The organism is Lysobacter capsici (assembly GCF_018732085.1).
In the GTDB taxonomy this organism is placed as follows: domain Bacteria; phylum Pseudomonadota; class Gammaproteobacteria; order Xanthomonadales; family Xanthomonadaceae; genus Lysobacter; species Lysobacter capsici_A.
Map to the genome: position 1 here is coordinate 4,195,739 of NZ_CP076103.1, position 22,291 is coordinate 4,218,029.

The window sequence follows — 22,291 nt, forward strand, 5'->3', positions numbered from 1 at the left end:
GGCTCCCTGACGTGCATGGAACCCGGTCCCGAAACCGGAGCCGGGCGGCAGCCGGCCCCTGCCGACTGTTACTTGGCTTATACGCCCGCTGAAACCGTGATCCAGTGCCGGCCGATACCACCCGACGAGCGGTCGTTTGAAGGCCGGGATTGGGGATTAGGGAGTGGGGATTCGGTCAGCCGTGGGCGCCCGATTCGATCTCGCCCAGTTCGGCCAGCACCACGGTTGCGTAGGCGCCCGCGGGCAAGGCGAAGCCGACTTCCAGCACGTCGTCCTCGAGCCAGCGCCACGCCGGCGCGTCCGGGCGCAGCCGCAGCGCGCGGCGTTCCTGATCCAGGCCGGCCATTTCCAGGCCCGCGCGCAACGCCGCCGCCTGCTCGCCCTGCAAGGCCGACAGCTCCAGCGCGCGCACTTCGTCCTGGCTGCGCAGCTCGCCGCGGCCCCACAACGGGCCGCTGGGGTGCAGGTCGAATTCGGCCAGGCGCTGGGCCAGGGTGTCGTTCCACGGCTCCGGACCGAACACGCTGCGGCTGCCGGCCAGCGCCCAGACCTCGCCCGCCAGCGGCGCGCCCTCGCGCAGACCGCTCCAACTGCGGTCGGCGACGCGCGCGGCGAGCACCCGATTGAACAATTCCGAACGCGCTGCCGACAGCAGCATGCTGCGCTGCTCGCGGCCCATGCGGCGGCCGGCGAACATCGCCAAGGCATTGGCGAGGTTGTCGCCGTCGCGGCCGAAGCGTTGTTCGCCGAAATAGTTGGGCACGCCGTGCGCGGCGATCTGCGCCAGCCGCGCCTCGATCGCCGCACGCTCGCCTTCGACGTTGCGCAAGGTCAACACGAAGCGATTGCCGGCCAGCGCGCCGCGCGGCAGTTTCTTGGCGTGCCACTGGTGTTCGAGCACGCGCAGGTCGTCGCTTTCCAGCAAGGCCAGATCGGGCGCGACGCGCTTGGGCAGATGCACGCTGAAGCGCTGCATGGTGACCGCGTGGCGGTCCTTCATCCCGGCATAGCCGATACCGACTTCGCCGATGCCGGCCCAGGCCGCCAATCGCTTGGCCGCGAAGGCGGTGTTCATGCCGCGCTTCTCGATGGTCAGCAGCAGATGCTCGCCGCTGCCGCTGGCGGCGAAACCGGGCAGTTCCTCGACCCGGAAATCCTCGGGCGCATTGCGGATGCGCGCGCGCAGCGCGGGTGCGCCGTGGGCGCGCGGCAGGCTGTGCTCGGGCGACGAGGTCGGCTCGGTGCCGGTGCCCGAAGCGTCGTGCGAGGGATCGTGCGAGGTGGGGTCAGGGGAATTCAAGTCGTGCCGATCCGTAAAGAGGTGTCGCGGTGAGGTGGCGTGATCGAGCGGTGTGATCGAGTCGTGTCCGGGACGCGGCGCGCTCAGGCGCGCAGCAGCAGGCACACGGCCATCGCCGCGATGCCTTCGCGGCGGCCGGTGAATCCCAGTTGTTCCGAGGTGGTGGCCTTGACGCTGATCGCGTCGACCTCGACGCCCAGATCGGCGGCGATCGCTTCGCGCATCGCCAGCGCGTGCGGGCCGACCTTCGGCCGCTCGCAGACCACGGTGATGTCGGCGTTGCCGAGGCGATAGCCGCGTTCGCCGATCAGGCTGTTGCAGTGGCGCAGGAACGTGCGGCTGTCGGCGCCGCGCCAGCGTTCGTCGCTGGGCGGAAAGTGCTGACCGATGTCGCCGAGCGCCAGCGCGCCGAGCATCGCATCGCACAGTGCGTGCAGGACCACGTCACCGTCGGAATGCGCGAGCACGCCGCGGTCGTGCGGCACCCGCACGCCACCGAGCATGACGTGGTCGCCGTCGCCGAATGCGTGGACGTCGTAGCCTTGGCCTATGCGCATGGGTTGGGGTCTCTGGGGGTGGAGATGGGAATGGGGAATCGGGAATCGGGAATCGGGAATCGGGAATCGGGAATCGGGAACAGCGTACTCACCTATCGTCATTCCCGCGAAGGCGGGCCCTGCTTTACTTCGGCGAAGCCGAACATCCAGAGTCTTTGGAGTCATCCTTCAAGACCGTCATTCCCGCGAACGCGGGAATGACGGCCTGGAAGGATGGCGCTGAAGCCTTTGTATGTTCAGCTTCGCCAAAGTAAAGCGGAGCCCGTGTTCGCTGGAATGAGGAACTGGTTGGAACGCGCTGAAGTCTCGGTATAGGAGAGCGCAATGGCGCGGCACCCGTCTGATCGATCGGCAACCAAACTAGCGCCAGTCACCCGCGCCCCGCCCTCAACAAAAACTCCGCCAACACCAGATCCGCCGGCGTAGTCACCTTCAAATTATCCTCGCGTCCCTCCACCAACAGCGGCTTCGCGCCGACGCGCTCCATCGCCGAGGCCTCGTCGGTCACGATCACGCCCTGCGCCGCCGCATCGCTCAGCGCCGCGGTCAGCGCGCCGCGCGCGAACGCCTGCGGGGTGAACGCGCGCCACAGGCCGTCGCGCGGTTCGGTCCTCGCGATGCGGCCGGCGTCGGCGCGCTTGAGGGTGTCGCGCAGCGGGGCGCCGAGGATCGCGCCGTCGGCGCCGGACTCGGCCGCGGCGATCAGCCGGTCGATGTCGTCGCCGCGCAGGTTGGGCCGCGCCGCGTCATGCACCAGCACCAGCGCATCGTCGCCGACCCGCGCAGGCAAGGCGCGCAACGCGGCCAGCACCGAATCGGCGCGTTCGCCGCCGCCGACGCAGCGCAGCACCGGTTTGCCGCACAGTTCGGTCCAGCCCGGCCAGCGCTCGTCGTCGGCCGACAACGCCACCATCGCCCCGGCGATGCGCGGATGCGACAGCAACGCAACCAGCGCGTGTTCGATCAGCGGCTTGCCGGCCGCCTGCAGGTATTGCTTCGGGGTTGGCCCGCCGAAGCGCCGGCCGCTGCCGGCGGCGGGAATCACGGCCCAGATCATGCGGCGCTCCAGACGATCATGCGCGACCCGCCTCGACCGGACCGGCTCGCCTGCGCAGGCGACGCCGATCGGATCAATGCGCGGGAGCCGGCGCGGGGTGAGGTTCGGGCGCGGCCGGCGGCAGTTCGACCGGCGGCTCGTCGACCTGTTCTTCCAGGCCCGGCTCGGCGTCCGCGTCGGGCACGTCCTGCACCGGGCCGTTCTGCACCGCGCTGACCGCCGCGGCCGCGTTGGGACCGGGCGCCGACGGCCGCGCTTCGACCACGCGGTAGAACGTCTCGCCCGGCTTGATCATGCCCAACTCGCTGCGCGCGCGTTCCTCGACCGCGGCTTCGCCGGACTTGAGGTCCTCGACTTCGGCCGCGAGCGCGTCGTTGCGCTGCTGCAATCCCTGGTTTTCGCGCACCTGCCCGTCGACCTGGGCCTGCAAGGCCGACACGCCGCCGCCGTTGCCGCCGGCCCACCACAAGCGGTACTGCAGGAAGGCGAGCAGGCCCAGCAGCGCCAGTACCAGCACGCCCAGCCAGCCCCTGCCCGTCTTCTCGCTCATCGTGGCGGACCCGATCGCGCTCAGCGACGCAGCGACACGAACGCGTCGCGGCCGGCGTAGCGTGCCGACGAACCCAGCGCTTCCTCGATGCGCAGCAACTGGTTGTACTTGGCCACGCGGTCGCTGCGGCACAGCGAGCCGGTCTTGATCTGGGTCGCGGTGGTGGCGACCGAGATGTCGGCGATGGTGGTGTCCTCGGTTTCGCCGGAACGGTGCGAGACCACCGCCGCGTACTTGGCGCGGTCGGCCATCGCGATGGCTTCCAGGGTTTCGGTCAGGGTGCCGATCTGGTTGACCTTGATCAGGATCGCGTTGGCCACGTGCTTGTCGATGCCTTCGGCGAAAATCTTCGGGTTGGTCACGAACAGATCGTCGCCGACCAGCTGCACCTTGCCGCCGAGCTTGTCGGTGAGCAGCTTCCAGCCGTTCCAGTCGTCCTCGGCCATGCCGTCTTCGATGGTGATGATCGGGTACTGCGCGGCCCAGTTGGCGAGGAAATCGACGAACTGCTCGCTGGTCAGCCGCTTGCCTTCGCCGACCAGATGGTACTTGCCGTTGTCGAAGAACTCGGTGGAGGCGACGTCCAGGCCCAGCAGGATGTCCTCGCCGGCCTTGTAACCGGCCTTGCCGATCGCTTCGAGGATGGTTTCCAGCGCTTCTTCGTTGCTGCGCAGGTCCGGCGCGAAGCCGCCTTCGTCGCCGACCGCGGTGCTCAGGCCGCGGCCCTTGAGCACCGACTTGAGCGCATGGAACACCTCGGCGCCGGCGCGCAGCGCTTCGGCGAAGTTCGGCACGCCGACCGGCAGGATCATGAATTCCTGCAGGTCGACATTGTTGTCGGCATGCGCGCCGCCGTTGATGATGTTCATCATCGGCACCGGCAGCAGGGCCTGGCGGTCGCCGGCCAGATACTTCCACAGCGGCAGCTTCTTCGACGCGGCCACCGCATGCGCGTTGGCCAGCGAAACCCCCAGCAGCGCGTTGGCGCCCAGGCGGCCTTTGTTCTCGGTACCGTCCAGGTCGATCATGCGGCGGTCCAGGCCCGCCTGATCGGTCGCGTCCAGGCCCTTGAGCGCCTGGGCGATGGTGGTGTTGACGTTCTCCACCGCCTTGCGCACGCCCTTGCCGAGGTAGCGGGTCTTGTCGCCGTCGCGCAGTTCCACGGCTTCCTTGCTGCCGGTGGACGCGCCGGACGGGACCAGGGCCCGGCCGAAGCTGCCGTCGGCCAGGGTGACCTCGGCTTCCAGGGTCGGGTTGCCTCGGCTGTCGAGGATTTCGCGGGCGTGGATCTGGGTGATCGTGGTCATGGGCGGCCAGTCAGAGGGGAGTCGGTTATGGAGAAAATTCTTGGGTTGGGCGCAAGCGTACAGCCGACGGCGGCGCGATGCCGCCTCCTGGGCCGGACCGGATCACAGTTCAGGGTTCATCCGCGATCTGCTCCAACGCTTCCTGCAGCTTCGCCGAAGCCACGCATGAACCGGCGGTCAGCTTGGAGAACTCGACATCGAAGATCGCCACGGCCTTGAGCCGCAACTCCCGCTCGCGCATGGAGTCGCCGTCGGCGCCACTGCCGTACATGCCCAATGCGACGACCAAGGCCCGCGCCTGCGCCTGCGCCTGTCGATCGGCGTCTTTGGCGCGCGCGGCGACCACCCTGGGATCGGACGAGCCGAGCACGCTGGCTGCCTCGCTCACCAGCCGCGGATAACCGCCGCTGGAGACCAGATCGGCCAATGCACGATCCGGCCCCACCCGCTTGATCCAGGGCGAAACGCATTCATGCAGTCGTTGCGACTCCATCGCCGTCACCAGATACCGACGACCCTCGGGATCGAGCTTGGCCAGTTCGGCTTCGCTGAAATCTAGTTTCTGGGCCAATGCGGGCAGCGCGGCCAATGCCAGCATCAAAGCGAAGACGAGCCACGCGAACGGCCTGCGCTTGCGCGCATCGCTCGGCCGTCGAATCGGGTTGAACGTCTTGCCGCCGTCCAATCGCATCAGAAATCCTGTTCCAGGAACCCGTTCTTCTTGGTGATCCGGTCAAGCTCGACCAACGTCTCCAGCAAGCCGCGCATCTTCGGCAGCGGCACCGCGTTGGGGCCGTCGGACAGGGCTTCCTCGGGGCGCGGGTGGGTTTCCATGAACACGCCCGAGACACCGACCGCGATCGCCGCGCGCGCCAGCACCGGCACGAACTCGCGCTGGCCGCCGGACTTGCCGTCCATGCCGCCGGGCAATTGCACCGAATGGGTCGCGTCGAACACCACCGGGCAACCGGTGTCGCGCATCACCGACAGCGAGCGCATGTCGCTGACGAGGTTGTTGTAGCCGAAGCTGGCGCCGCGTTCGCAGGCCATGATCTGCTCGTTGCCGACCGCCTGCGCCTTGGCGGTGACGTGCTTCATCTCCCACGGCGACAGGAACTGGCCCTTCTTGATGTTCACCGGCTTGCCGGCGCGCGCCACGTTCTGGATGAAGTCGGTCTGCCGGCACAGGAACGCCGGAGTCTGCAGCACGTCCACCACCGAGGCGACCTCGGCCAGCGGCGTGTATTCATGCACGTCGGTCAGCACCGGCACGCCGATCTGGCGCTTGACCTCGGCCAGCACCTTGAGCCCCTCCTCCACGCCCGGGCCGCGAAAACTCGTCGCCGAGGTGCGGTTGGCCTTGTCGAAGCTGGACTTGAAGATGAAGGGAATGCCGAGCGCGGAGGTGATCTCCTTGAGCTGGCCGGCGACATCGAGCTGCAACTGCATCGATTCGATCACGCATGGGCCGGCGATCAGGAAGAACGGTTGATCCAGGCCGACGTCAAAACCGCAGAGTTTCATGGTGTGTTTCCAATTGAACAGGGGGCCGCTCAGGGAGCTGGATCACGATGCCGCTCCGGGCGCCGACGTGGCGACCCGGCGACTGCGTCGATGGTTTACCGCTGCGATCACCAGCACGACCACGGTGATCAGCAACAAGGGCACTTCGATCACCAGCGTGCCGAGCACGAACCACGTCGCCATCATCGCGTAGGCGTCGCCCGCGCCGGTGGTTTGCTGCCACTGGTGATACAGCGCCGCGCTCAACAGCGGCACGGCCAGGCAGGCCGCCGCCAGCCAGGCGCCGAGCTTCAGCGCCGTGGACCGGACGGGCGCGGCCTGCGCGGCCGGGGTCATCCCCGCACTTCCTTCAACAGCTTGCCGCCGGCCTTGGCCTCGCGCGCGGCGCGCACGAAGCCGATGAACAACGGGTGGCCGTCGCGCGGCGTGGACAGGAATTCCGGGTGCGCCTGGCAGGCCAGGTACCACGGATGCGCGGCGCGCGGCAGCTCGACCATTTCCACCAGCAGATCGTCCATCGACTTGGCCGAGATGATCAGGCCGGCGTCTTCCAACTGGGTGCGGTAGCGGTTGTTGAATTCGTAGCGGTGGCGGTGACGTTCGCCGACCACGTCCTTGCCGTACAGCTCGCGCGCCAGGGTGCCGGGCTTGATCCGCTGGTCCTGCAGGCCCAGGCGCATGGTGCCGCCGAGGTCGCTGGTTTCGGTGCGGCGCTCGACTTCGCCGGTCGCGGTGCGCCATTCGGTGATCAGGCCGATCACCGGGTGCGGGCTGTGCTTGTCGTTTTCGGAGCTGTTGGCGTTGTCCAGGCCGACCACGTGGCGTGCGTAATCGACCACCGCCGCCTGCATGCCGTAGCAGATGCCGAAGTACGGGATCTTGTTTTCGCGCGCGTATTTCGCGGTCGAGACCTTGCCTTCGAAGCCGCGGTCGCCGAAGCCGCCCGGCACCAGGATGCCGTCGACGCCCTTGAGCGATTCCACCCCGTCGCGCTCGATCTCGCTGGATTCGAGCCACTTCAGCTTGACCTTGGTGCGCTGGCGCAGGCCGCCGTGCTTGAGCGCCTCGGACAGCGACTTGTACGCGTCCTGATGGTCGATGTACTTGCCGACCACGGCGATGGTGACCTCGTCGACCGGATGCTCGCTGGCGTCGACGACTTCGTTCCATTCGGCCAGATTGGCCGGGCCGGGCTGCAGCCGCAGGCGATCGAGCACGATGGCGTCGAGTCCCTGCTCGTGGAACCACTGCGGCAGCTTGTAGATATTGTCCAGGTCGACCGCCGAGATGACGGCTTTTTCCGGCACGTTGGTGAACAAGGCGATCTTGCGGCGGTCGCTGTCGGGCAGCGGCTGCTCGCTGCGGCACAGCAGCACATCGGGCTGGATACCGATCGAGCGCAGTTCCTTCACCGAGTGCTGGGTCGGCTTGGTCTTGAGCTCGCCGGCCGCGGCGATGAACGGCACCAGGGTGAGGTGCATGAACAAGGCGTGCTCGGGGCCGCGCTCGGTGCGCAGTTGGCGGATCGCTTCCAGGAACGGCAGCGACTCGATGTCGCCGACCGTGCCGCCGACCTCGACCAGGGCCACGTCGAAGCCTTCGGTGGCCTCCACGATGCAGCGCTTGATCTCGTCGGTGATGTGCGGGATCACCTGCACGGTGCCGCCGAGGTAATCGCCGCGGCGTTCCTTGCGGATCACGTTCTCGTAGATCCGGCCGGTGGTGATCGAGTTCTTGCGGCTCAGGCGCGTGCGCAGGTAGCGCTCGTAATGGCCCAGGTCCAGGTCGGTCTCGGCGCCGTCGTCGGTGACGTAGACCTCGCCGTGCTGGAACGGGCTCATGGTGCCCGGGTCGACGTTGATGTAGGGGTCGAGCTTCATCATCGTCACGCGCAGCCCGCGCGCTTCGAGGATGGCCGCCAACGAGGCCGCTGCGATGCCCTTGCCCAAGGAGGACACCACGCCGCCGGTGACGAAAATCAGGGGAGTCATGGATTTTGCTGCCGCTGGAAAGCCGTAGTTTACAGGGCCGAAGGTGAAGCCGCGACTGCTTGACGGACGCCACCGCGCATGAATGAGCCGGCGGCGGCGCCGAACTGATGGATTCGGCCCGATTTTTCTCGCCGGGCCCCGGCCGCGGGCCCGACGGTTGCGGCCCATTCGCCCATGCGTGCGGCGCAAGCGGCCCGATCAGGCCAGGGCCGGTCGCTTCAACGAGCCGGGACTTCGATCTGGACCCAACGCACAGGCAGTTCGGGGTGCGCCGCGACCAGTCGCTGGATCGCGGCGGTGGCATCGCCGCACTGCGCGCAACCGGGTGTCAGGAACTGCAAAAACAGCAGCCCTCCGGGCGGCGCGCGCATGGGCTCGGCGTGCGGAAGCAGCCGGCCTATTTCGCACTGACCCAGCCATGGAACTCGGTAAAACTGCCGATCGACCACCTCGCCCCAATACGCCTCATCGCGCAGGCGCTCGAAGGTGGGGTCGTCCGACCACCACGTATTTTCTGCAACCGGCTCGGTGATGTGCTCGCCGCCGGCCCCGAAAATATACAGGGGCGGTACCGACCGGTCCTTGCCGGGCGATAACGACGCCACCAGCCTGACAGCGTAGGGGTCGTCCGACCACCACGTATTTTCTGCAACCCTGGCTCGGAGTGATGTGCTCCCGCCGCCCCTGGCCCCCCCGGGCCCACCCCACCCCCCCCCGACAGAAAAATTTAAACCCAAAAGGGGTGGTCCGGGGGTGGGGGGTACCGACCGGTCCTTGCCGGGCGATAACGACGCCACCAGCCTGACAGCGCGTCCCGGGGCGCCCGGACCATGCGTCGCGGGACCGGCCGTATCCAGGGCGGCCGGGGTCGCCGGATCGCCCGGAACACCCGAGCAACCCGCCAGCCAGGCCTTGTCGGCGGCCTTCGGATTCGACGCACAGGCCGCCAACAGGCATACGGCCCCGGCGGCGACCATGGCCCACAGGACATTCGCGAATCGACCTGCCCGGATTGTTTTTCGCATCGGCTTAATCCTCGCTCGCGCAGGCCGCGAATTGTGCGCCCCGGCCCTGCAGCAGTTCGCGCAGGATCGAACGGTGGCAATGCGATTCGTCCTGGCAATAGCAGCCGACCGAGAAATCGCTGTGATGCGACAGCGTCGCCAGCAGTTCGATCGCATGACTGGCGTCGGGCGCGGCCATCTCGGCCCTGTACTTGCGCGCGAATGCGTTCCACTGCGCCGGCGTCTGCGCGGCCTGCGCCTGCTTCATCGTTTCCAGGCTCGGCGCGAGGTTGGGAAACCACACGTCGTACCAGTCCCGCGAAGCGAACTCGGCCTTCGGCACGCCGCGCGGCGGCCGCCGTACGGTACCGATGCGGATGCCTTCGCCGGCGGCGCGCGGGCTGCCGAGTCTGACGATGCGAATGGCCATGGCATGACTCCTTGAGGTCGGCGCGAACGATGGACGATACATACGGCCAGCAAGTCAGGCCGCGTCAGGCGTTGCCGCGACGCTGCCAGTGAAACGGTTCGATCGCAAGGCGGGTGTCGATATCGCCGGACCACTGCGTCTGCAGTCCCGCTTCCCGAAGCGAGCGCTGGACGATCTCGGCCACGGCAAGCGACTGCGCAGCTTCACCGTCGAAAGCGCCGAACGCCAGATACAGCCGCTGCGTTTCCAACACCGCCTCCACGTCTTGCTGATGATAAAAACACCAGCCCACGAACTCAGGCGCATCGATCTCGGCGTCGTGGAGGGCTTGGCTTACATCGCAAAGCCCGTCCTGCATCGTGTAGCCGGCATTGTGCAGGGCGATCACACCGCGCCCGGTCAAGGCGACGAACGCCATCGCGAGGCGATCGTTGTCGGTGGTGGCCGGCCATTGCCGCTCGGCGTCGCGCTTGCGCCGCATCTGCTCGCCGATCCGCGCACGCAGCCAGTCGCGGTCGAGGTCGTGCTCCCAATCCCATGCTTCGACGATATGTTCGAAGATCTCGCTTTTTTTCTCGAAGCCACCCCAGACCAGGGCGTCGATCCGCGCTTGAGTCAACGCGAGCACCTCTTCGCCGGACACCTGCGTGCCGACTTCACCGGGCGAAGGCTTCAACCCGGCCGGCACCGGTTCGTCCAGCGCGGACTCGGCCGACGGATGCGAGAAAATCGATAGCAGCCGCTTCCAGATCGTCATGTCGCGGACCCTTGGGATGTCAGTAGAACCCTGCCCTATCCGCGTACCGGATGGCGAACTCATTGGCGACACCGGCGCCTCGGACGCGTGACTGCTACATCCGCCGAGCCAGAATCACCCGCGCCTGTTCCAGCAATCGCGCCGACGGACGCGCCGGATCGGGCGCCTTGATCATGCCGAACAGGTTGCGGCCCAGTTGCACCGGCGTGATGATCAGTCCCCACGGGATCCCCCACCATCCCGCCAGCAGGCTGATGGTGAAATCGCCCGCCTGCGCCTTGATGCCGCACTTGCGGCAGGAAATTCTCGGCGAACTCCTCCAGCTCGAGAACACCAGCGCCGACCACACCTGATGCGAGACGTGGATATCCACCGGCCCGCCGCCGTTGCATTGGGGACACGGGCCGCCATGGATCTTCGCGGCGAACATCATCGCCTCCGAATCGGGCACCTGGGCCGCCTGCGAAAAGATGCGTCCGTTCTGGGCGCAGCGATCGCTGCAAAAACGCAGATTGCCGACCTGCTTGCCCCCGAACAGGACCGTGCTTCCACACGTGCCGCACGCTGCCATACCGCCCCCTGAAAAGTGAATTCGTCGAATGCGTCCGGCTAGAGCGCCGCGCCCCCCGCGCGACGCTCCGCACGTCATGGTGCGGCCGCAGGTCACAGTTTATCGCCGCCACGCGAACTTCCAATGCCGGCGACTGGGCGCGAATCGCCATCCGGACGAGGCAATCCGCGGCGACGCGAACGATTGCGGATACCCGAGCGATGTCCCCCGTCGGCAGTGATCGCGCGGCCGCCGATGCCTACTCGATCACCCCGAGGATGGGCCCGAGCCTGGAGCGGGCGTCGTACCGCTTCAGCTCGGGCGCATACAGGCTCGACACGGTGCCATCCAGGTACAAGGCATCGGCGCAATGCAGGGTGTCGCGAAAATAAGCGGCGAATTCGTACAGATTGACCGCCGTGTCGCTGATCACCAGCAACACGATCCCGTCTTTGACCGCGATGCCGTTGCGGATATGCCGCGATTTCGATTGCGGATCGAAACCGGGGTGGATGCGGCCGTCCTGCAACAGCAACGGGCCGGACTGGGTTGCCAGGCGCACGCCCTTGGACAGCGCGGGATAACGCGAGGATTCCACCACCCGCGCACCGCTGTCGGACAGCAGGAACACGCCGTTGGGCTTGAGATAGAAATTGCCTTCGCCGTCGCGCAGATTGAGCGGCGCCAGCTGCCTGCCGTCGGCGACGAACAGGCCGACCGGCGAATAATCGGGCTCGTACATGCCGGCATTCATCGCGTAACGCAGGCGTTGGCCGCGCGCGGCCAGCCAACTTTGCAGGCGCGCGGCACTGTGCAGCGGCCGATCGTGTTCGTCGCGCAGATACAGCGCCAAGGCCTGCGTGCGCGGATCGACCCGCACCACGGTATAGCGCGGCTCGCGCGCCAGCGCCGATGCGCCGATCAGCCACCCCAGCAACAGGCACAGCGCGGGTCCGAGGCGATGGCTCACAGGCAGACTCCTGTCCGATTGGCGGCGGCCGATGCGGCAGCCCGCCTTGCTCGGGGCAAACGTAGCAGGTCGCGACACCCGCCGACCCGCCCGAGCGCCAGTGGGTTAGCGGCGGCGATGGCGAAAGGCGCCGGTTAAATCGCGCCCATAAAAATGCCCCGGCGAACCGGGGCACTTGCGAATATGCGAGACGACGCCGGCGAAGGCTTACTTATCGCCTTCTTCCTCCGGCTCCACGCCGCGGTCGCCGGACTTCTTCTTTTCCGCGTCGGCCTTCTTCTTGGCCTCGGCCTTCTTCGCGTCCTCGGCCTTCTTGGCGTCTTCGGCCTTCTTGTCGGCCTGCGGGTCCTGCTGGGCGAACGCGGCGGGCGCGATCAGCACGGTCAGGGCGGCGGCAACGACGGCGGGCAGCAACAGCGAGCGAATCTTCATGGTGGACTCCTGACAAGTGAAACCGGCGCCGGGCCGGCGCGGGACGCGCCTGGCCCTGGTGGGGCGGTCGGGACAGGCAGCGCCTGCATCGACGCCGCGAACCCTAGCCCCGCCACCCTCGCTGCGGCCTGAACGAGGGGGTCCGGTCGGCCGGGGCGCCGCGGACCTGCTGGGATATGAGGCTGAGTGCGCGCGACTTCAACGATGCCGGCGCCGCAAGGGCCGCGCCTCAATAGCGCGCGCCGAACATCCCCGTCACCGACTGCATGGCAGTCCGCCAGCGTCCCAGCAGGGCGTCGTCGGCCTGCTCGTCGTATTCGCGCACCGCCAGCAGCAGGCTGTTGATCCAGTACGGGTACAGCCCCGGTGCGACCGGGGTACGGCCGCGCCGGCAGTGCGCGTCGGCCATTTCCTCGCAGGTCCGCCGCACCACCGCGCTGCCGGCGGCGTGGAAGATCGCCACGCTGATGCCGCGGCGCAGCGCCAGCCGCTGTTTCTGGAAATCGGTGCGTTCGAACAGCGGCGCCACGTCCGGGTGGCTGGCCATGAAAATCTCGTAGAACCGTTCGATGAAGCCCTTGCGGACCAGACAGCGTCCGTAGCTTTGCTGCAAATCGTCGTAGGTATCCTGGACCGGCACGGTGCCTCCTGCATGGGTAAACGGCGCGCAGGATGCCTGCGCCGGATCAGGTCCGGGCATGCCGAAAACCGCCGTTGGATCGCACGCGTGGGCCTCGCCGCGACCGGCCGGGCGGCGCGTTGGCGCCACGTTCGCGCCGTGCGCCGCCGATTTCGACCTGCCTGAACGACGATCGCCGCAAGAGCCCGGCCGCGTCGCCGAAACCCGTGCGACGATCGGACGCAGCCCGGCCAGGCCCACTGGGCGGCCCTCAGCACGACGAGCACCGCGCGCCGCGGCACCCGCGACGCCCGCCGGCGCAAGGGTCGCAGCCGGCGAGACGCCGACCCGGCACGCTTTTCCTTCGCCCATCGCCCCGGCCGGCTTGACCACCTAGCCCGCCGTCTTCATCCTCGCCGCTCCGAACCCCACGGCCAGACCCAACAGTTAATGAGCAGTCGCTATAACGCCGCCGACATCGAAGTCCTTTCCGGCCTGGACCCGGTCAAACGCCGCCCGGGCATGTACACCGACACCAGCCGGCCGAACCACCTGGCCCAGGAAGTCATCGACAACTCGGTCGACGAGGCCCTGGCCGGCCACGCCCGCAGCATCGAGGTGATCCTGCACGCCGACGGCAGCTGCGAGGTCTCCGACGACGGCCGCGGCATGCCGGTCGACATCCACCCGGAGGAGAAAGTCCCCGGCGTGGAGCTGATCCTGACCCGCCTGCACGCCGGCGGTAAGTTCAGCAACAAGAACTACACCTTCTCCGGCGGCCTGCACGGCGTCGGCGTCAGCGTGGTCAACGCGCTGTCCAAGCTGGTCGAAGTGCACATCAAGCGCGACGGCAACGAATACCGCATGACCTTCAACAACGGCGACCGCGCCACCCCGTTGGAAGTGGTCGGCAGCGTCGGCAAGAAGAACACCGGCACCCGCGTGCGCTTCTGGCCCGACGGCAAGTACTTCGACACGAACAAGTTCAACCTGCGCTCGATCAAGCACATCCTGCGCGCCAAGGCGGTGCTGTGCCCCGGCCTCAACGTCAAGCTGTTCGACGAAGCCACCGGCGAACGCACCGAGTGGTATTACGAGGACGGCCTGCGCGACTACCTGTCGAGCGAATTGCGCGACGGCCAGCCACAACGCGAACTGCTGCCGCCGGACCTGTTCGTCGGCCAGCTCAAGAAAGAAAACGAAGTGGCCGACTGGGCCGTGGCCTGGGTGCCGGACGGCGAGCTGACCCAGGAAAGCTACGTCAACCTGATCCCGACCGCCCAGCACGGCACCCACGTCAACGGCCTGCGCACCGGCTTCACCGACGCGCTGCGCGAGTTCTGCGACTTCCGCAACCTGCTGCCGCGCGGCGTCAAGCTGGCGCCGGAAGACGTGTGGGACCGGGTCGCCTTCGTGCTCAGCATCAAGATGACCGACCCGCAGTTCAGCGGCCAGACCAAGGAACGCCTGTCCTCGCGCCAGGCCGCCGGTTTCGTCGAAGGCGCCGCGCACGACGCGTTCTCGCTGTGGCTCAACCAGCACACCGAACTGGGCGAGAAGATCGCGCAGCTGGCGATCGAGCGCGCCGCAGCGCGCCTGAAGACCGAAAAGCAGATCACCCGCAAGAAGATCACCCAGGGCCCGGCCCTGCCCGGCAAGCTCGCCGACTGCTCCTCGCAGGATCTGTCGCGCACCGAGCTGTTCCTGGTGGAAGGCGACTCGGCCGGCGGCAGCGCGCGGCAGGCGCGCGACAAGGATTTCCAGGCGATCCTGCCGCTGCGCGGCAAGATCCTCAACACCTGGGAAGTCGCTTCGGGCAGCGTGCTGGGTTCGCAGGAAGTGCACGACCTCGCGGTCGCGATCGGCTGCGATCCGGGCAAGGAAGACATCGGCGGCCTGCGCTACGGCAAGGTGGTGATCCTGGCCGACGCCGACTCCGACGGCCTGCATATCGCGACCTTGCTCAGCGCCTTGTTCCTGCGCCACTTCCCGGCGCTGGTCGCGGCCGGCCACATCTTCGTGGCGATGCCGCCGCTGTTCCGCGTCGACGTGGGCAAGACCGTGTTCTACGCGCTCGACGAAGAGGAAAAACGCATCCTGCTGGAAAAGATCGAGCGCGAGAAAGGCGATCGCAAGAAGGGCCTGAGCGGCGCGGTCAACGTCACCCGCTTCAAGGGCCTGGGCGAGATGAACGCCTCGCAGCTGCGCGAGTCGACCATCCACCCCGACACCCGCCGGCTGGTCCAGCTGACCATCGACGACAACGCCCAGACCCACTCGCTGATGGACATGCTGCTGGCCAAGAAGCGCGCCAGCGACCGCAAGGCGTGGCTGGAAACGAAGGGCGATCTGGCGACATTGGAAGTCTGACCGATGCACGGACGCGCACGGGCTTTGCGAGCCGTGCCGCGTCCATCGGCCTGAGCGCGCCGACGATTACGACATGGCGCCCCGCCCCGTCGCCGACGCCATGACTCACTCCCCGCGAAGGTATCGCGGCATCACGCCGACGCGATGTTGCCGCCGGTAAGCCAACGCGCCGTCTTAGCGAGTGATTCGGCGATACGCGATCGTGTTCGGCGGTCGAGAGCTCTCTCTACCGCCCGTAAATCCAGCTTGCAGCACATTGCAGTCGAGTCGGCGGCGCTGCTGCTTATTCTCAATCAGATTGATAAGGACATTGCATCATGCATCTGAAGTTCGCCCTGCCGCTGCTGTTGCTGGCGGCCAATCTCGCTCACGCCCAGACCACCGCCGACGACCTGCTGCAGGCGCCCGCCGGGCTCGGCCAGATGACCCGCCAGGACGGCCAATGGGTTCGGCTGAAAGGCCTCAATTACAACCTCATCCAGCACACCCACAAGCGCCCGGTCGACCTCAAGCAGCTCGATCGCTACAAGTCGTGGGGCTTCAATTTCGTCCGCTTTCCGATCAACTGGAATTTTCTCGAACCCACCCCAGGCAACATCGACTGGAGCTATGTGGCCGAAATCGAAACCCTGGTCGCCGAAGCCGACAAGCGCCAGATGTGGGTGCTGATTTCGATGCATCAGTGGAACACCTCGCAATGCTTCCAAAGCGACTGGGGCAGCGGCTTTCCGGGATGGTTCGTCGAGGACATGCTGGCCGGCGCGTGCACCTCGTCCAACCAGCCCGAGTTCTGGGATGCGTTCTGGAGCAATCAGACCGTCAGCGCAGGCCCGCACGCCGGCCAGAAAGCCTGGGACGTCTATTCGGATGCCTGGCGCACGGTGGCCTGGCGCTTGCGCAACTATCACAACCTCGCCGGCTGGGACGTCATCAATGAGCCACACCCCGGCCGCACGATCGGTTCGGGGCAGCTCAACAGCGCGATCCTCCCGCAGTTCTACCAGTACGTGGGCACGCGCATCCGCTGGTCCGACCGTCGCGACCTGGACAACAAGAGCCACATGCTGTTCGTCGAGGGCGATGTGGGCACGGTGCGGCCGGAACTCGCCAAGCCCGACCTGACCAATTTCGTGCTGACGCCGCATTTCTATCCGCAAGCCGATCAGGGAGCCGGAGCGGTCGCTTACAACAATCGCGATTGCGCCGGCCTGGTCGCGGTGATCCAGCCGCTACTGGACAAGGCTGGCGCCTGGGGCGTGCCGATGGTGATGGGCGAGTTCGGCGCCGATGTCGTCCAGGACGGCAACAAGGCGCTGTCGCTGGCCAAGCACACCTCGCGCATCGTCAGCGCCAATGGGCAGAGCTGGGCCTGGTGGCCGTTCGAGGACTATGCGGTCGAAGATCTCCCGTACCGTCCCGAAGTCGCCGAACTGCAGAACAATCTGCTGGTGTTCAGCGGCGACAAGTGCGTTCCCTGAAATAGCCAGCGGTCGTTCCAGGCCGGCGATTCCTACCATGCAACGGCCGACCCGCCTCGGGGCGGCCGTTGTCGGTAGCGCCGCGATTCGCACCGTCGCGCCGCGCGGCGCATAATCACGCGGCCCAGCGCGGCGATGCGGCAATGTTCCCGCATCGGTTCGGATTCACAGGAGATCGACATGACAGGACGCCACCCCGCCCACTCGTGGGCCGCACGCCCAGCCCCTCGCGAGGCCCGCCGCCATGGTCACTGACAGCGAGGCGATCCGACGCAAACCGCCGGTCGACACCGCCGGCCGCCTGTTCGGCGTGCTCGCCTGGTTCGCCCTGCTGCTCGGGCCGTTGCTGGCGTGGGCGATCGTGTTCGGCCTGACCCCGCAGAACCAGTGCGGCGACTGGAGCCTGCACTGCAGCGGCAAGGCGATCATGTACAGCGCGGCCAGCTGGCTGTTCGGCAGCCTGTTGGCGATCACCGCCTTGTTCCGCGGCGAGCGGCGCGGCATCGCGGTGCCGGCGCTGGTGCTCAACATGATTCCGCTGCTGGGGCTGGTCGCGGCGTATGTGCTGATCGCCAAGGGCGTATGACCGCGACGCCCTGCTGATTCACCTCGCAGCATCCGACGCGCCGACGACGCCCGCGAATCGGCGCCGGTTCCCCCCTCCGAGACGATCGCCGCATGCCTGTCGTACACGGCCCCAATCATCTGGACGAATTCCTCGGCTCACTCGATCAAAGCCTGCAGGTGCAGGCCGCGACGCTCGGCGAAGCACTGGACGCGTACGAACGCGCATTCCGCGTGCGGATCGCGCCGGCGGTCGGGTACGACGGACGCTACTTCCTCTATCTCGACCTCGACAGCGGCGACGAGCAGCAGATTGACATCCATGTGCAGCGCAGCGACGGCGAATTCTGCGCACGCCAGGACCGCGACCTGCCGCTGCAGGACGACGATGTGATTCTGCTGATGGGCTTGATGGCCTGTTGATGCCGCGCGTGATGCCAGACGGCGCGCCGCAGCCGCGCTGATCCTCGCCCGCTGCGACGAACCTTCCGATCGCTCAGCCCAACGCCGCCAACGCTGACTTCAGCGGCTTGGCGAACGCCGCCGGCTTGCAGCGCGTCAGCTTCACCGTCGGGGTCTGGTGCCAGCGCGCGCAATCGTCGATCGCGCGGGCGATGTCGGCGGCCAGCGCTTCGTCGCCGTCGAGGCCTTCTTGCAGATACAGCGCCTTGACCTCGAACACGCCCTGGGCGCGATGCGCCTTCGCGTCCAGGCGTCCGACCAATCGGCCGCGCACCAGGATCGGCAACACGAAATAGCCGTAGCGGCGCTTCGCTTCGGGCGTGTAGCACTCCAGGGTGTAGTCGAAGTCGAACAGTTCGCTGGCGCGTTCGCGATCCCAGACCACCGGGTCGAACGGCGACAGCAGGGTGCAATGGCTTGCGCGCAAACGGCCGGCAGCGGCCTGGGCCAGCGCGGCGGCGTGATCGGCGTGGACGTAGCCGGGCGCGTTCCAGCCGTTCACCGCGACTCGCAGCAATACGCCTTCGTCGACGAAAGCGTCGAGGTCGGCATCGCGCAGGCGCGGCTTGGTGCGGTAGTAATCGGCGACCCAGCGCGCCTGGGCGATGCCCAGCGCCTTGACCGACTTGAGCACGGTTTCGCGCCGCACCTGCGCCGCGTCGAGCACGCTCGTGTCCCAGCCCGGCACGGCGAGGCCGGCCACGCGTTCGCTCAGGTCGTAGACGCGATGGAAATTCTCGCGCCGCGCGACCATCAGCTCGCCCAGCGCAAACCCGGTTTCCAGCCAGCGCTTTTCGTCTTTCCAGCCCCACCAGCCGCCGCCGCTGCCGCCGGGCTCGCGTTCGAAGTCCGACGACTTGACCGGACCGAGTTCGCGGATATGCGCCAGCAGCCGATCGATCTGCTCGCCGTTGTCCTGACGATGCTGGCGCGCGTTGCGGATCGCCCAGTGGTGGGCGCGCTGCTCCAGCGCGTTGCGGTGCAACAGGTAGTCGTCCATCGGCGCGAAGCAGGCTTCATGCGCCCAGATCTCGAAGATCGCGCGCTGCGCCAGCAGTTCTTCCAGCCACTGCGCCGGGTAATCGCCCAGTCGCGAGAACAGCACCAGGTACGGGCTGCGCGCGACGACGTGGATGGTGTCGATCTGCAGCAATTGCATGCGCGCGATCGCGGCAAGCGCATCGGCCCGGGTCGCGCGCTTGCGCGGCCGCGTGAGCAGGCCCTGCGCGTGCAGATGCAAGGCGCGCGCCTGGGTCAGCGAGAGCGGCGCAACGGGCGCGGCCGGCGCGATCGCTGGCGATGCCGGCTCGCCGAACGCCGCCGCGTCCGCCACGACGGCCGCGGTTGCGCGCGCGGCGCGGGTAGCGGCCACGCGCTTCGGGCTCATGCGTCCTGCGAGGCCAGGGTCGCGCTCAGCAGCTTGCGCAGCAGCGGCTGCAGGCGCGCGGCCTTGGCTTCGTCGTAGGCGAACGAGTCTTCGTTCATGTAATTGCGCTGGCTCAGCTCCAACTGCACCGCCTGCACGCCGATCTCCGGATCGCCGTAATGGCGGGTGATGTAGCCGCCCTTGAAGCGGCCGTTGGCGATCCAGTCGTAGTCGGTCTGCGCAGCTAACAGGCTTTCGAGCGCGGCCTGCAACTCGGGCAGGCAGGTCTTGCCGCCGGAGGTGCCCAGGTTGAGGTCGGGCAAGCGGCCTTCGAACAGGAACGGCACTTCGCCGCGGATCGAATGGCCTTCCCACAACACCGCGCGGCCGTGTTCGCCGCGGATGCGGTCGAGTTCGGCGACCAGGGTCTGGTGATACGGACGCCAATACAGCTCGACCCGTTCGGCGACTTCGGCTTCATCCGGCGACTGGCCGTCGAGGTACACCGCCTCGCCGCTGAACTGCACCGCCGGACACAGGCCGGTGGTGTTCTGGCCCGGATACAGCGAGGTGTCGTCGGGCGGACGGTTCAGATCGACCACGTAACGCGAATAGCGCGGCACCAGGATCGATGCGCCGAGTTCGCGGGCGAAATCGTACAGACGCGAGACATGCCAGTCGGTGTCGGGCGCGCGCCGCGCCGATTCGACCATGCGCGCCTTCAGCGCCTCGGGGATCAACGCGCCGTCGTGCGGCAGGCTGATCAGCAGCGGGGCGGTGCCGCGATGCAGCTGGAATACGGGCTCGGTCGGGTGCGCAATAGTCATAAGCCGCTTCAGTCGGCGCCGGACTGCAGATGCCGGCGGAAGAAGTCCATGGTACTGCGATGGACCGCAAGCCAGGTCGCGTAGCGCAGGAAGAAGTGGTCTTCGTCCGGAATCACCAGGGTTTCCACCGGCGCCTTGCGTGCGCGCAGGCGTTCGACCAGATCGATGCTCTGCGAGAACTTGACCGCGCGATCGTCGTCGCCATGCACGAACAGCACCGGCGAACGCCAGCCATCGACGAAGGCGACCGGCGAGGACTTGAACGCCAGGTCCAGCTCATCCGGCTTCAGCCCCCACAGGCCGCTGTTGTCGCCGCCCTTGGCGCTTTCGCGCCAGTCGTGGACGCCGTGACGGTCGACGCCGGCCGCGAACAGATCCGAATTGCGCGACAGCGCCGACGCGGTCAGGAACCCGCCGTAGGAGCCGCCGTAGATGCCGATGCGGCGTGCGTCGACATCGTCGCGCTTGGCCAGATACGCCTGCGCGGCGAGCACGTCCTGGTACTCGCTGGCGCCGCGCGGGCCTTGTTTCTCGGCCAATCGGAAGCCCTGGCCGTAACCGGTGCCGTCGCGGTAGTTCAGGGCCAGCACCACGTAGCCGCGGCTGGCCAGCCATTGATTGCTGGCGTAGTCGTTGTAGTAGTAGTTGCTGTAGTGCCAGCCCGGCAGCATCTGCCGGATCGGGCCGCCATGCACGTAGATCAGCGCCGCGCGCTTGCCCTTGTAACTCGCCGGCGGCTCGAACACGGTCGCGTGCGAAGTCACCCCGTCGCTGGCGCGCAGGCTCAAGGTCTTGGGCACGACCAAGCGATCGATCGGGAACTGCGCCGGCAAGCTCGCCGGGAAAATCCGCCTGGGCTCGCCGCCGCCGCGCGGCATCACCGCGATCGCGGTCGGACGGCGCGCATCGGCGTGGCGGAACGCGATCCACTGCCCGCCCAGCACCACCGGCTCGGTGGAAATCTCGTCCTTCGCGCTGAGCAGGGTCTGCGTCGCGCCCTTCGCGTCGACGCTGAAGAGTTGCCGGTGATCGATCTGCGCGCAGTTGCCGCTGAACACGAACGCGCCGTCGTCAGCCAGGGCGATGGTTTCGGCTTCGCATTCGCCGCGGCTCAGCGGCCGCGCGTCGCCGCCCTCGGGCGCGATCGCGTACCAATGCAGCCAGCCGCTTTGTTCGGAGGCGAAGATCAAGCGGTTGTCGCGGCTCCACAGCAACGGGTCGGCGCCGTTGAACTGGGCGTAGCCGCCGGCTGTGTCGCTCGATCGGAAGACTTTTTTCGCAAGCCCCGTGGTGACGTCGGCGGTCCAGATTTCGAAGGCATTGGCTTTGGTCAGATCGAATTGCTCGCCCGGCCGGTTGGCGGCGGTGCGCAGGAACGCGACCCGGCGACCGTCGGGCGAGAACACCGGGTTGCTGTCGTTGTAGAAATCCGCGCCGAGCCAGCGCACTTCGCGCTGGCCCAGGTCGAGTACGCCGATGAAGCCGTGATCGCCGCGGTTGCTGGCGAACGCGAGCAGCTTGCCGTCGGGCGAGAACCCGGCCGCGGCATTCGCGCCGCGGGTCTTGATCAACGCTTCCTTGCACCACGCCGGCGCGGTGATGCCCGGCAACGGATAGCAGCCCACGCCGCGGCCCTGCACGATCACGGCATCGCCCTGCGGCGCGAACTGCACCGAGCGCCCCGCAGCGATGCGCTGCGGCTTGGACGAGCCGTCGCTGGCGACCAGCCACACTGCTTGTTCCTGCCCGTCCGGATCGCCGGTGGGATTGCTGTTGTTGCCGGCGGCGTCCGGACCGCCGCCGCGCACATAGGCCAGCCAGCGGCCGTCGCGGCTGAGTCGCAGCGCGCTGAGCAACTGCCCGTCGTCCTCGTCGAACGCGGTCAGCTGGCGCGGCGCGAATTGCGGCGCGCGCGCCGACCACAGGTTGCGCACGCCGCGTTCGTTCGACACCCATGCGATCACCGGCGCATCGCCGGCGCCGGTGAGTTGTTCGGGCTGCGGCGCGCTGAGCAGGTCGGCGATGTCGAAACCACCCGCCTCCGCGTGGGCTTGGGCGGCGCTGATTTCGTCCGCGTGGGCAAATCCCGCGCAAGCGAAGGCCAGCACCAGCGCCGCGTTGAGCGCGCCGCGCAAACGCCGAAGCCGTGTGTTGCCGCGATCCCTACCCTTCATGC

General features: G+C 67.6%; 22 protein-coding genes and 1 pseudogene. 4 read left to right on the forward strand and 19 right to left on the reverse strand.

Annotated elements, in window-relative coordinates:
• Positions 1–175: 175 nt before the first annotated feature.
• The 16 genes and pseudogenes from truD to KME82_RS17525 form a co-directional block, all read right to left on the reverse strand.
• On the reverse strand, positions 176–1,213 hold the full coding sequence (gene truD, locus KME82_RS17450; RefSeq protein WP_215499116.1) for a tRNA pseudouridine(13) synthase TruD: 1,038 nt from the start codon (positions 1,211–1,213) through the stop codon (positions 176–178).
• 170 nt (positions 1,214–1,383) lie between these two features.
• On the reverse strand, positions 1,384–1,857 hold the full coding sequence (ispF, locus tag KME82_RS17455) for a 2-C-methyl-D-erythritol 2,4-cyclodiphosphate synthase (RefSeq protein ID WP_036114063.1): 474 nt from the start codon (positions 1,855–1,857) through the stop codon (positions 1,384–1,386).
• A gap of 370 nt (positions 1,858–2,227) precedes the next feature.
• Entirely contained in the window at positions 2,228–2,914 is a 687-nt protein-coding gene (ispD, locus tag KME82_RS17460; RefSeq protein WP_215495176.1) for a 2-C-methyl-D-erythritol 4-phosphate cytidylyltransferase, read from the reverse strand.
• Positions 2,915–3,092: 178 nt separating this feature from the next.
• Positions 3,093–3,464, reverse strand: a pseudogene (gene ftsB / locus KME82_RS26655) (cell division protein FtsB); the annotation flags it as partial.
• A gap of 20 nt (positions 3,465–3,484) precedes the next feature.
• Positions 3,485–4,771: a phosphopyruvate hydratase gene (eno, locus tag KME82_RS17470; RefSeq protein WP_215495178.1), complete on the reverse strand. Its 1,287-nt coding sequence runs from the start codon at positions 4,769–4,771 to the stop codon at positions 3,485–3,487.
• A 109-nt stretch (positions 4,772–4,880) separates the two neighbouring features.
• The gene (locus KME82_RS17475; RefSeq protein ID WP_215495179.1) at positions 4,881–5,462 is read right to left on the reverse strand and encodes a hypothetical protein; all 582 of its coding nucleotides are present in this window, start codon (positions 5,460–5,462) and stop codon (positions 4,881–4,883) included.
• A complete protein-coding gene (gene kdsA, locus KME82_RS17480; protein WP_046657456.1) occupies positions 5,462–6,295 on the reverse strand; it encodes a 3-deoxy-8-phosphooctulonate synthase in 834 nt (277 codons plus the stop codon). The genes KME82_RS17475 and kdsA overlap by 1 nt, the downstream gene beginning before the upstream one ends.
• Before the next feature lie 42 nt (positions 6,296–6,337).
• Positions 6,338–6,631 carry a hypothetical protein gene (locus KME82_RS17485; protein ID WP_215495180.1) on the reverse strand — a complete coding sequence of 98 codons (294 nt, stop codon included), beginning with the start codon at positions 6,629–6,631 and terminating at the stop codon, positions 6,338–6,340.
• The gene (locus tag KME82_RS17490) at positions 6,628–8,286 is read right to left on the reverse strand and encodes a CTP synthase (protein WP_215495181.1); all 1,659 of its coding nucleotides are present in this window, start codon (positions 8,284–8,286) and stop codon (positions 6,628–6,630) included. Before KME82_RS17490 ends, KME82_RS17485 begins: the two co-directional genes overlap by 4 nt.
• A 218-nt stretch (positions 8,287–8,504) precedes the next feature.
• Positions 8,505–8,891, reverse strand: a complete 387-nt coding sequence (locus tag KME82_RS17495; protein WP_215495182.1) for a hypothetical protein — start codon at positions 8,889–8,891, stop codon at positions 8,505–8,507.
• Between the two features lie 424 nt (positions 8,892–9,315).
• On the reverse strand, positions 9,316–9,720 hold the full coding sequence (locus tag KME82_RS17500) for a DUF488 domain-containing protein (RefSeq protein ID WP_215495183.1): 405 nt from the start codon (positions 9,718–9,720) through the stop codon (positions 9,316–9,318).
• A gap of 64 nt (positions 9,721–9,784) precedes the next feature.
• Positions 9,785–10,477 carry a DUF6891 domain-containing protein gene (locus KME82_RS17505; protein WP_215495184.1) on the reverse strand — a complete coding sequence of 231 codons (693 nt, stop codon included), beginning with the start codon at positions 10,475–10,477 and terminating at the stop codon, positions 9,785–9,787.
• A 94-nt stretch (positions 10,478–10,571) separates the two neighbouring features.
• Positions 10,572–10,928, reverse strand: coding sequence for a hypothetical protein (locus tag KME82_RS17510; RefSeq protein ID WP_215495185.1), 357 nt, complete (start codon positions 10,926–10,928; stop codon positions 10,572–10,574).
• A 358-nt stretch (positions 10,929–11,286) separates the two neighbouring features.
• The gene (locus KME82_RS17515; RefSeq protein WP_215495186.1) at positions 11,287–11,997 is read right to left on the reverse strand and encodes a phosphodiester glycosidase family protein; all 711 of its coding nucleotides are present in this window, start codon (positions 11,995–11,997) and stop codon (positions 11,287–11,289) included.
• A 207-nt stretch (positions 11,998–12,204) separates the two neighbouring features.
• Entirely contained in the window at positions 12,205–12,429 is a 225-nt protein-coding gene (locus tag KME82_RS17520; RefSeq protein WP_215495187.1) for a hypothetical protein, read from the reverse strand.
• Positions 12,430–12,658: 229 nt separating this feature from the next.
• Positions 12,659–13,069, reverse strand: coding sequence for a globin (locus KME82_RS17525; protein WP_215495188.1), 411 nt, complete (start codon positions 13,067–13,069; stop codon positions 12,659–12,661).
• Positions 13,070–13,498: 429 nt separating this feature from the next.
• Between KME82_RS17525 and parE the strand changes: the two genes are divergently transcribed.
• The 4 genes from parE (at position 13,499) to KME82_RS17545 (ending at position 17,883) form a co-directional block, all read left to right on the forward strand.
• Positions 13,499–15,418, forward strand: a complete 1,920-nt coding sequence (gene parE / locus KME82_RS17530; protein WP_215495189.1) for a DNA topoisomerase IV subunit B — start codon at positions 13,499–13,501, stop codon at positions 15,416–15,418.
• A 317-nt stretch (positions 15,419–15,735) separates the two neighbouring features.
• Positions 15,736–16,896 carry a glycoside hydrolase family 5 protein gene (locus KME82_RS17535; protein WP_215495190.1) on the forward strand — a complete coding sequence of 387 codons (1,161 nt, stop codon included), beginning with the start codon at positions 15,736–15,738 and terminating at the stop codon, positions 16,894–16,896.
• A gap of 244 nt (positions 16,897–17,140) precedes the next feature.
• Positions 17,141–17,482, forward strand: coding sequence for a hypothetical protein (locus KME82_RS17540; RefSeq protein WP_215495191.1), 342 nt, complete (start codon positions 17,141–17,143; stop codon positions 17,480–17,482).
• Between the two features lie 92 nt (positions 17,483–17,574).
• Entirely contained in the window at positions 17,575–17,883 is a 309-nt protein-coding gene (locus KME82_RS17545) for a hypothetical protein (protein ID WP_215495192.1), read from the forward strand.
• A gap of 73 nt (positions 17,884–17,956) precedes the next feature.
• On the opposite strand, the gene KME82_RS17550 is transcribed toward KME82_RS17545, so the two are convergent.
• Genes KME82_RS17550 through KME82_RS17560 form a run of 3 tightly spaced genes read right to left on the reverse strand, consistent with a single transcriptional unit; the run spans position 17,957 to position 22,289 of the window.
• Positions 17,957–19,309, reverse strand: coding sequence for a winged helix-turn-helix domain-containing protein (locus KME82_RS17550; protein WP_215495193.1), 1,353 nt, complete (start codon positions 19,307–19,309; stop codon positions 17,957–17,959).
• Positions 19,306–20,115 (reverse strand): N-formylglutamate deformylase, encoded by an 810-nt coding sequence (gene hutG, locus KME82_RS17555; protein WP_215495194.1) that lies wholly within the window; start codon positions 20,113–20,115, stop codon positions 19,306–19,308. Before hutG ends, KME82_RS17550 begins: the two co-directional genes overlap by 4 nt.
• A gap of 8 nt (positions 20,116–20,123) precedes the next feature.
• The gene (locus KME82_RS17560; protein ID WP_215495195.1) at positions 20,124–22,289 is read right to left on the reverse strand and encodes a S9 family peptidase; all 2,166 of its coding nucleotides are present in this window, start codon (positions 22,287–22,289) and stop codon (positions 20,124–20,126) included.
• Between the last annotated feature and the right edge of the window lie 2 nt (positions 22,290–22,291).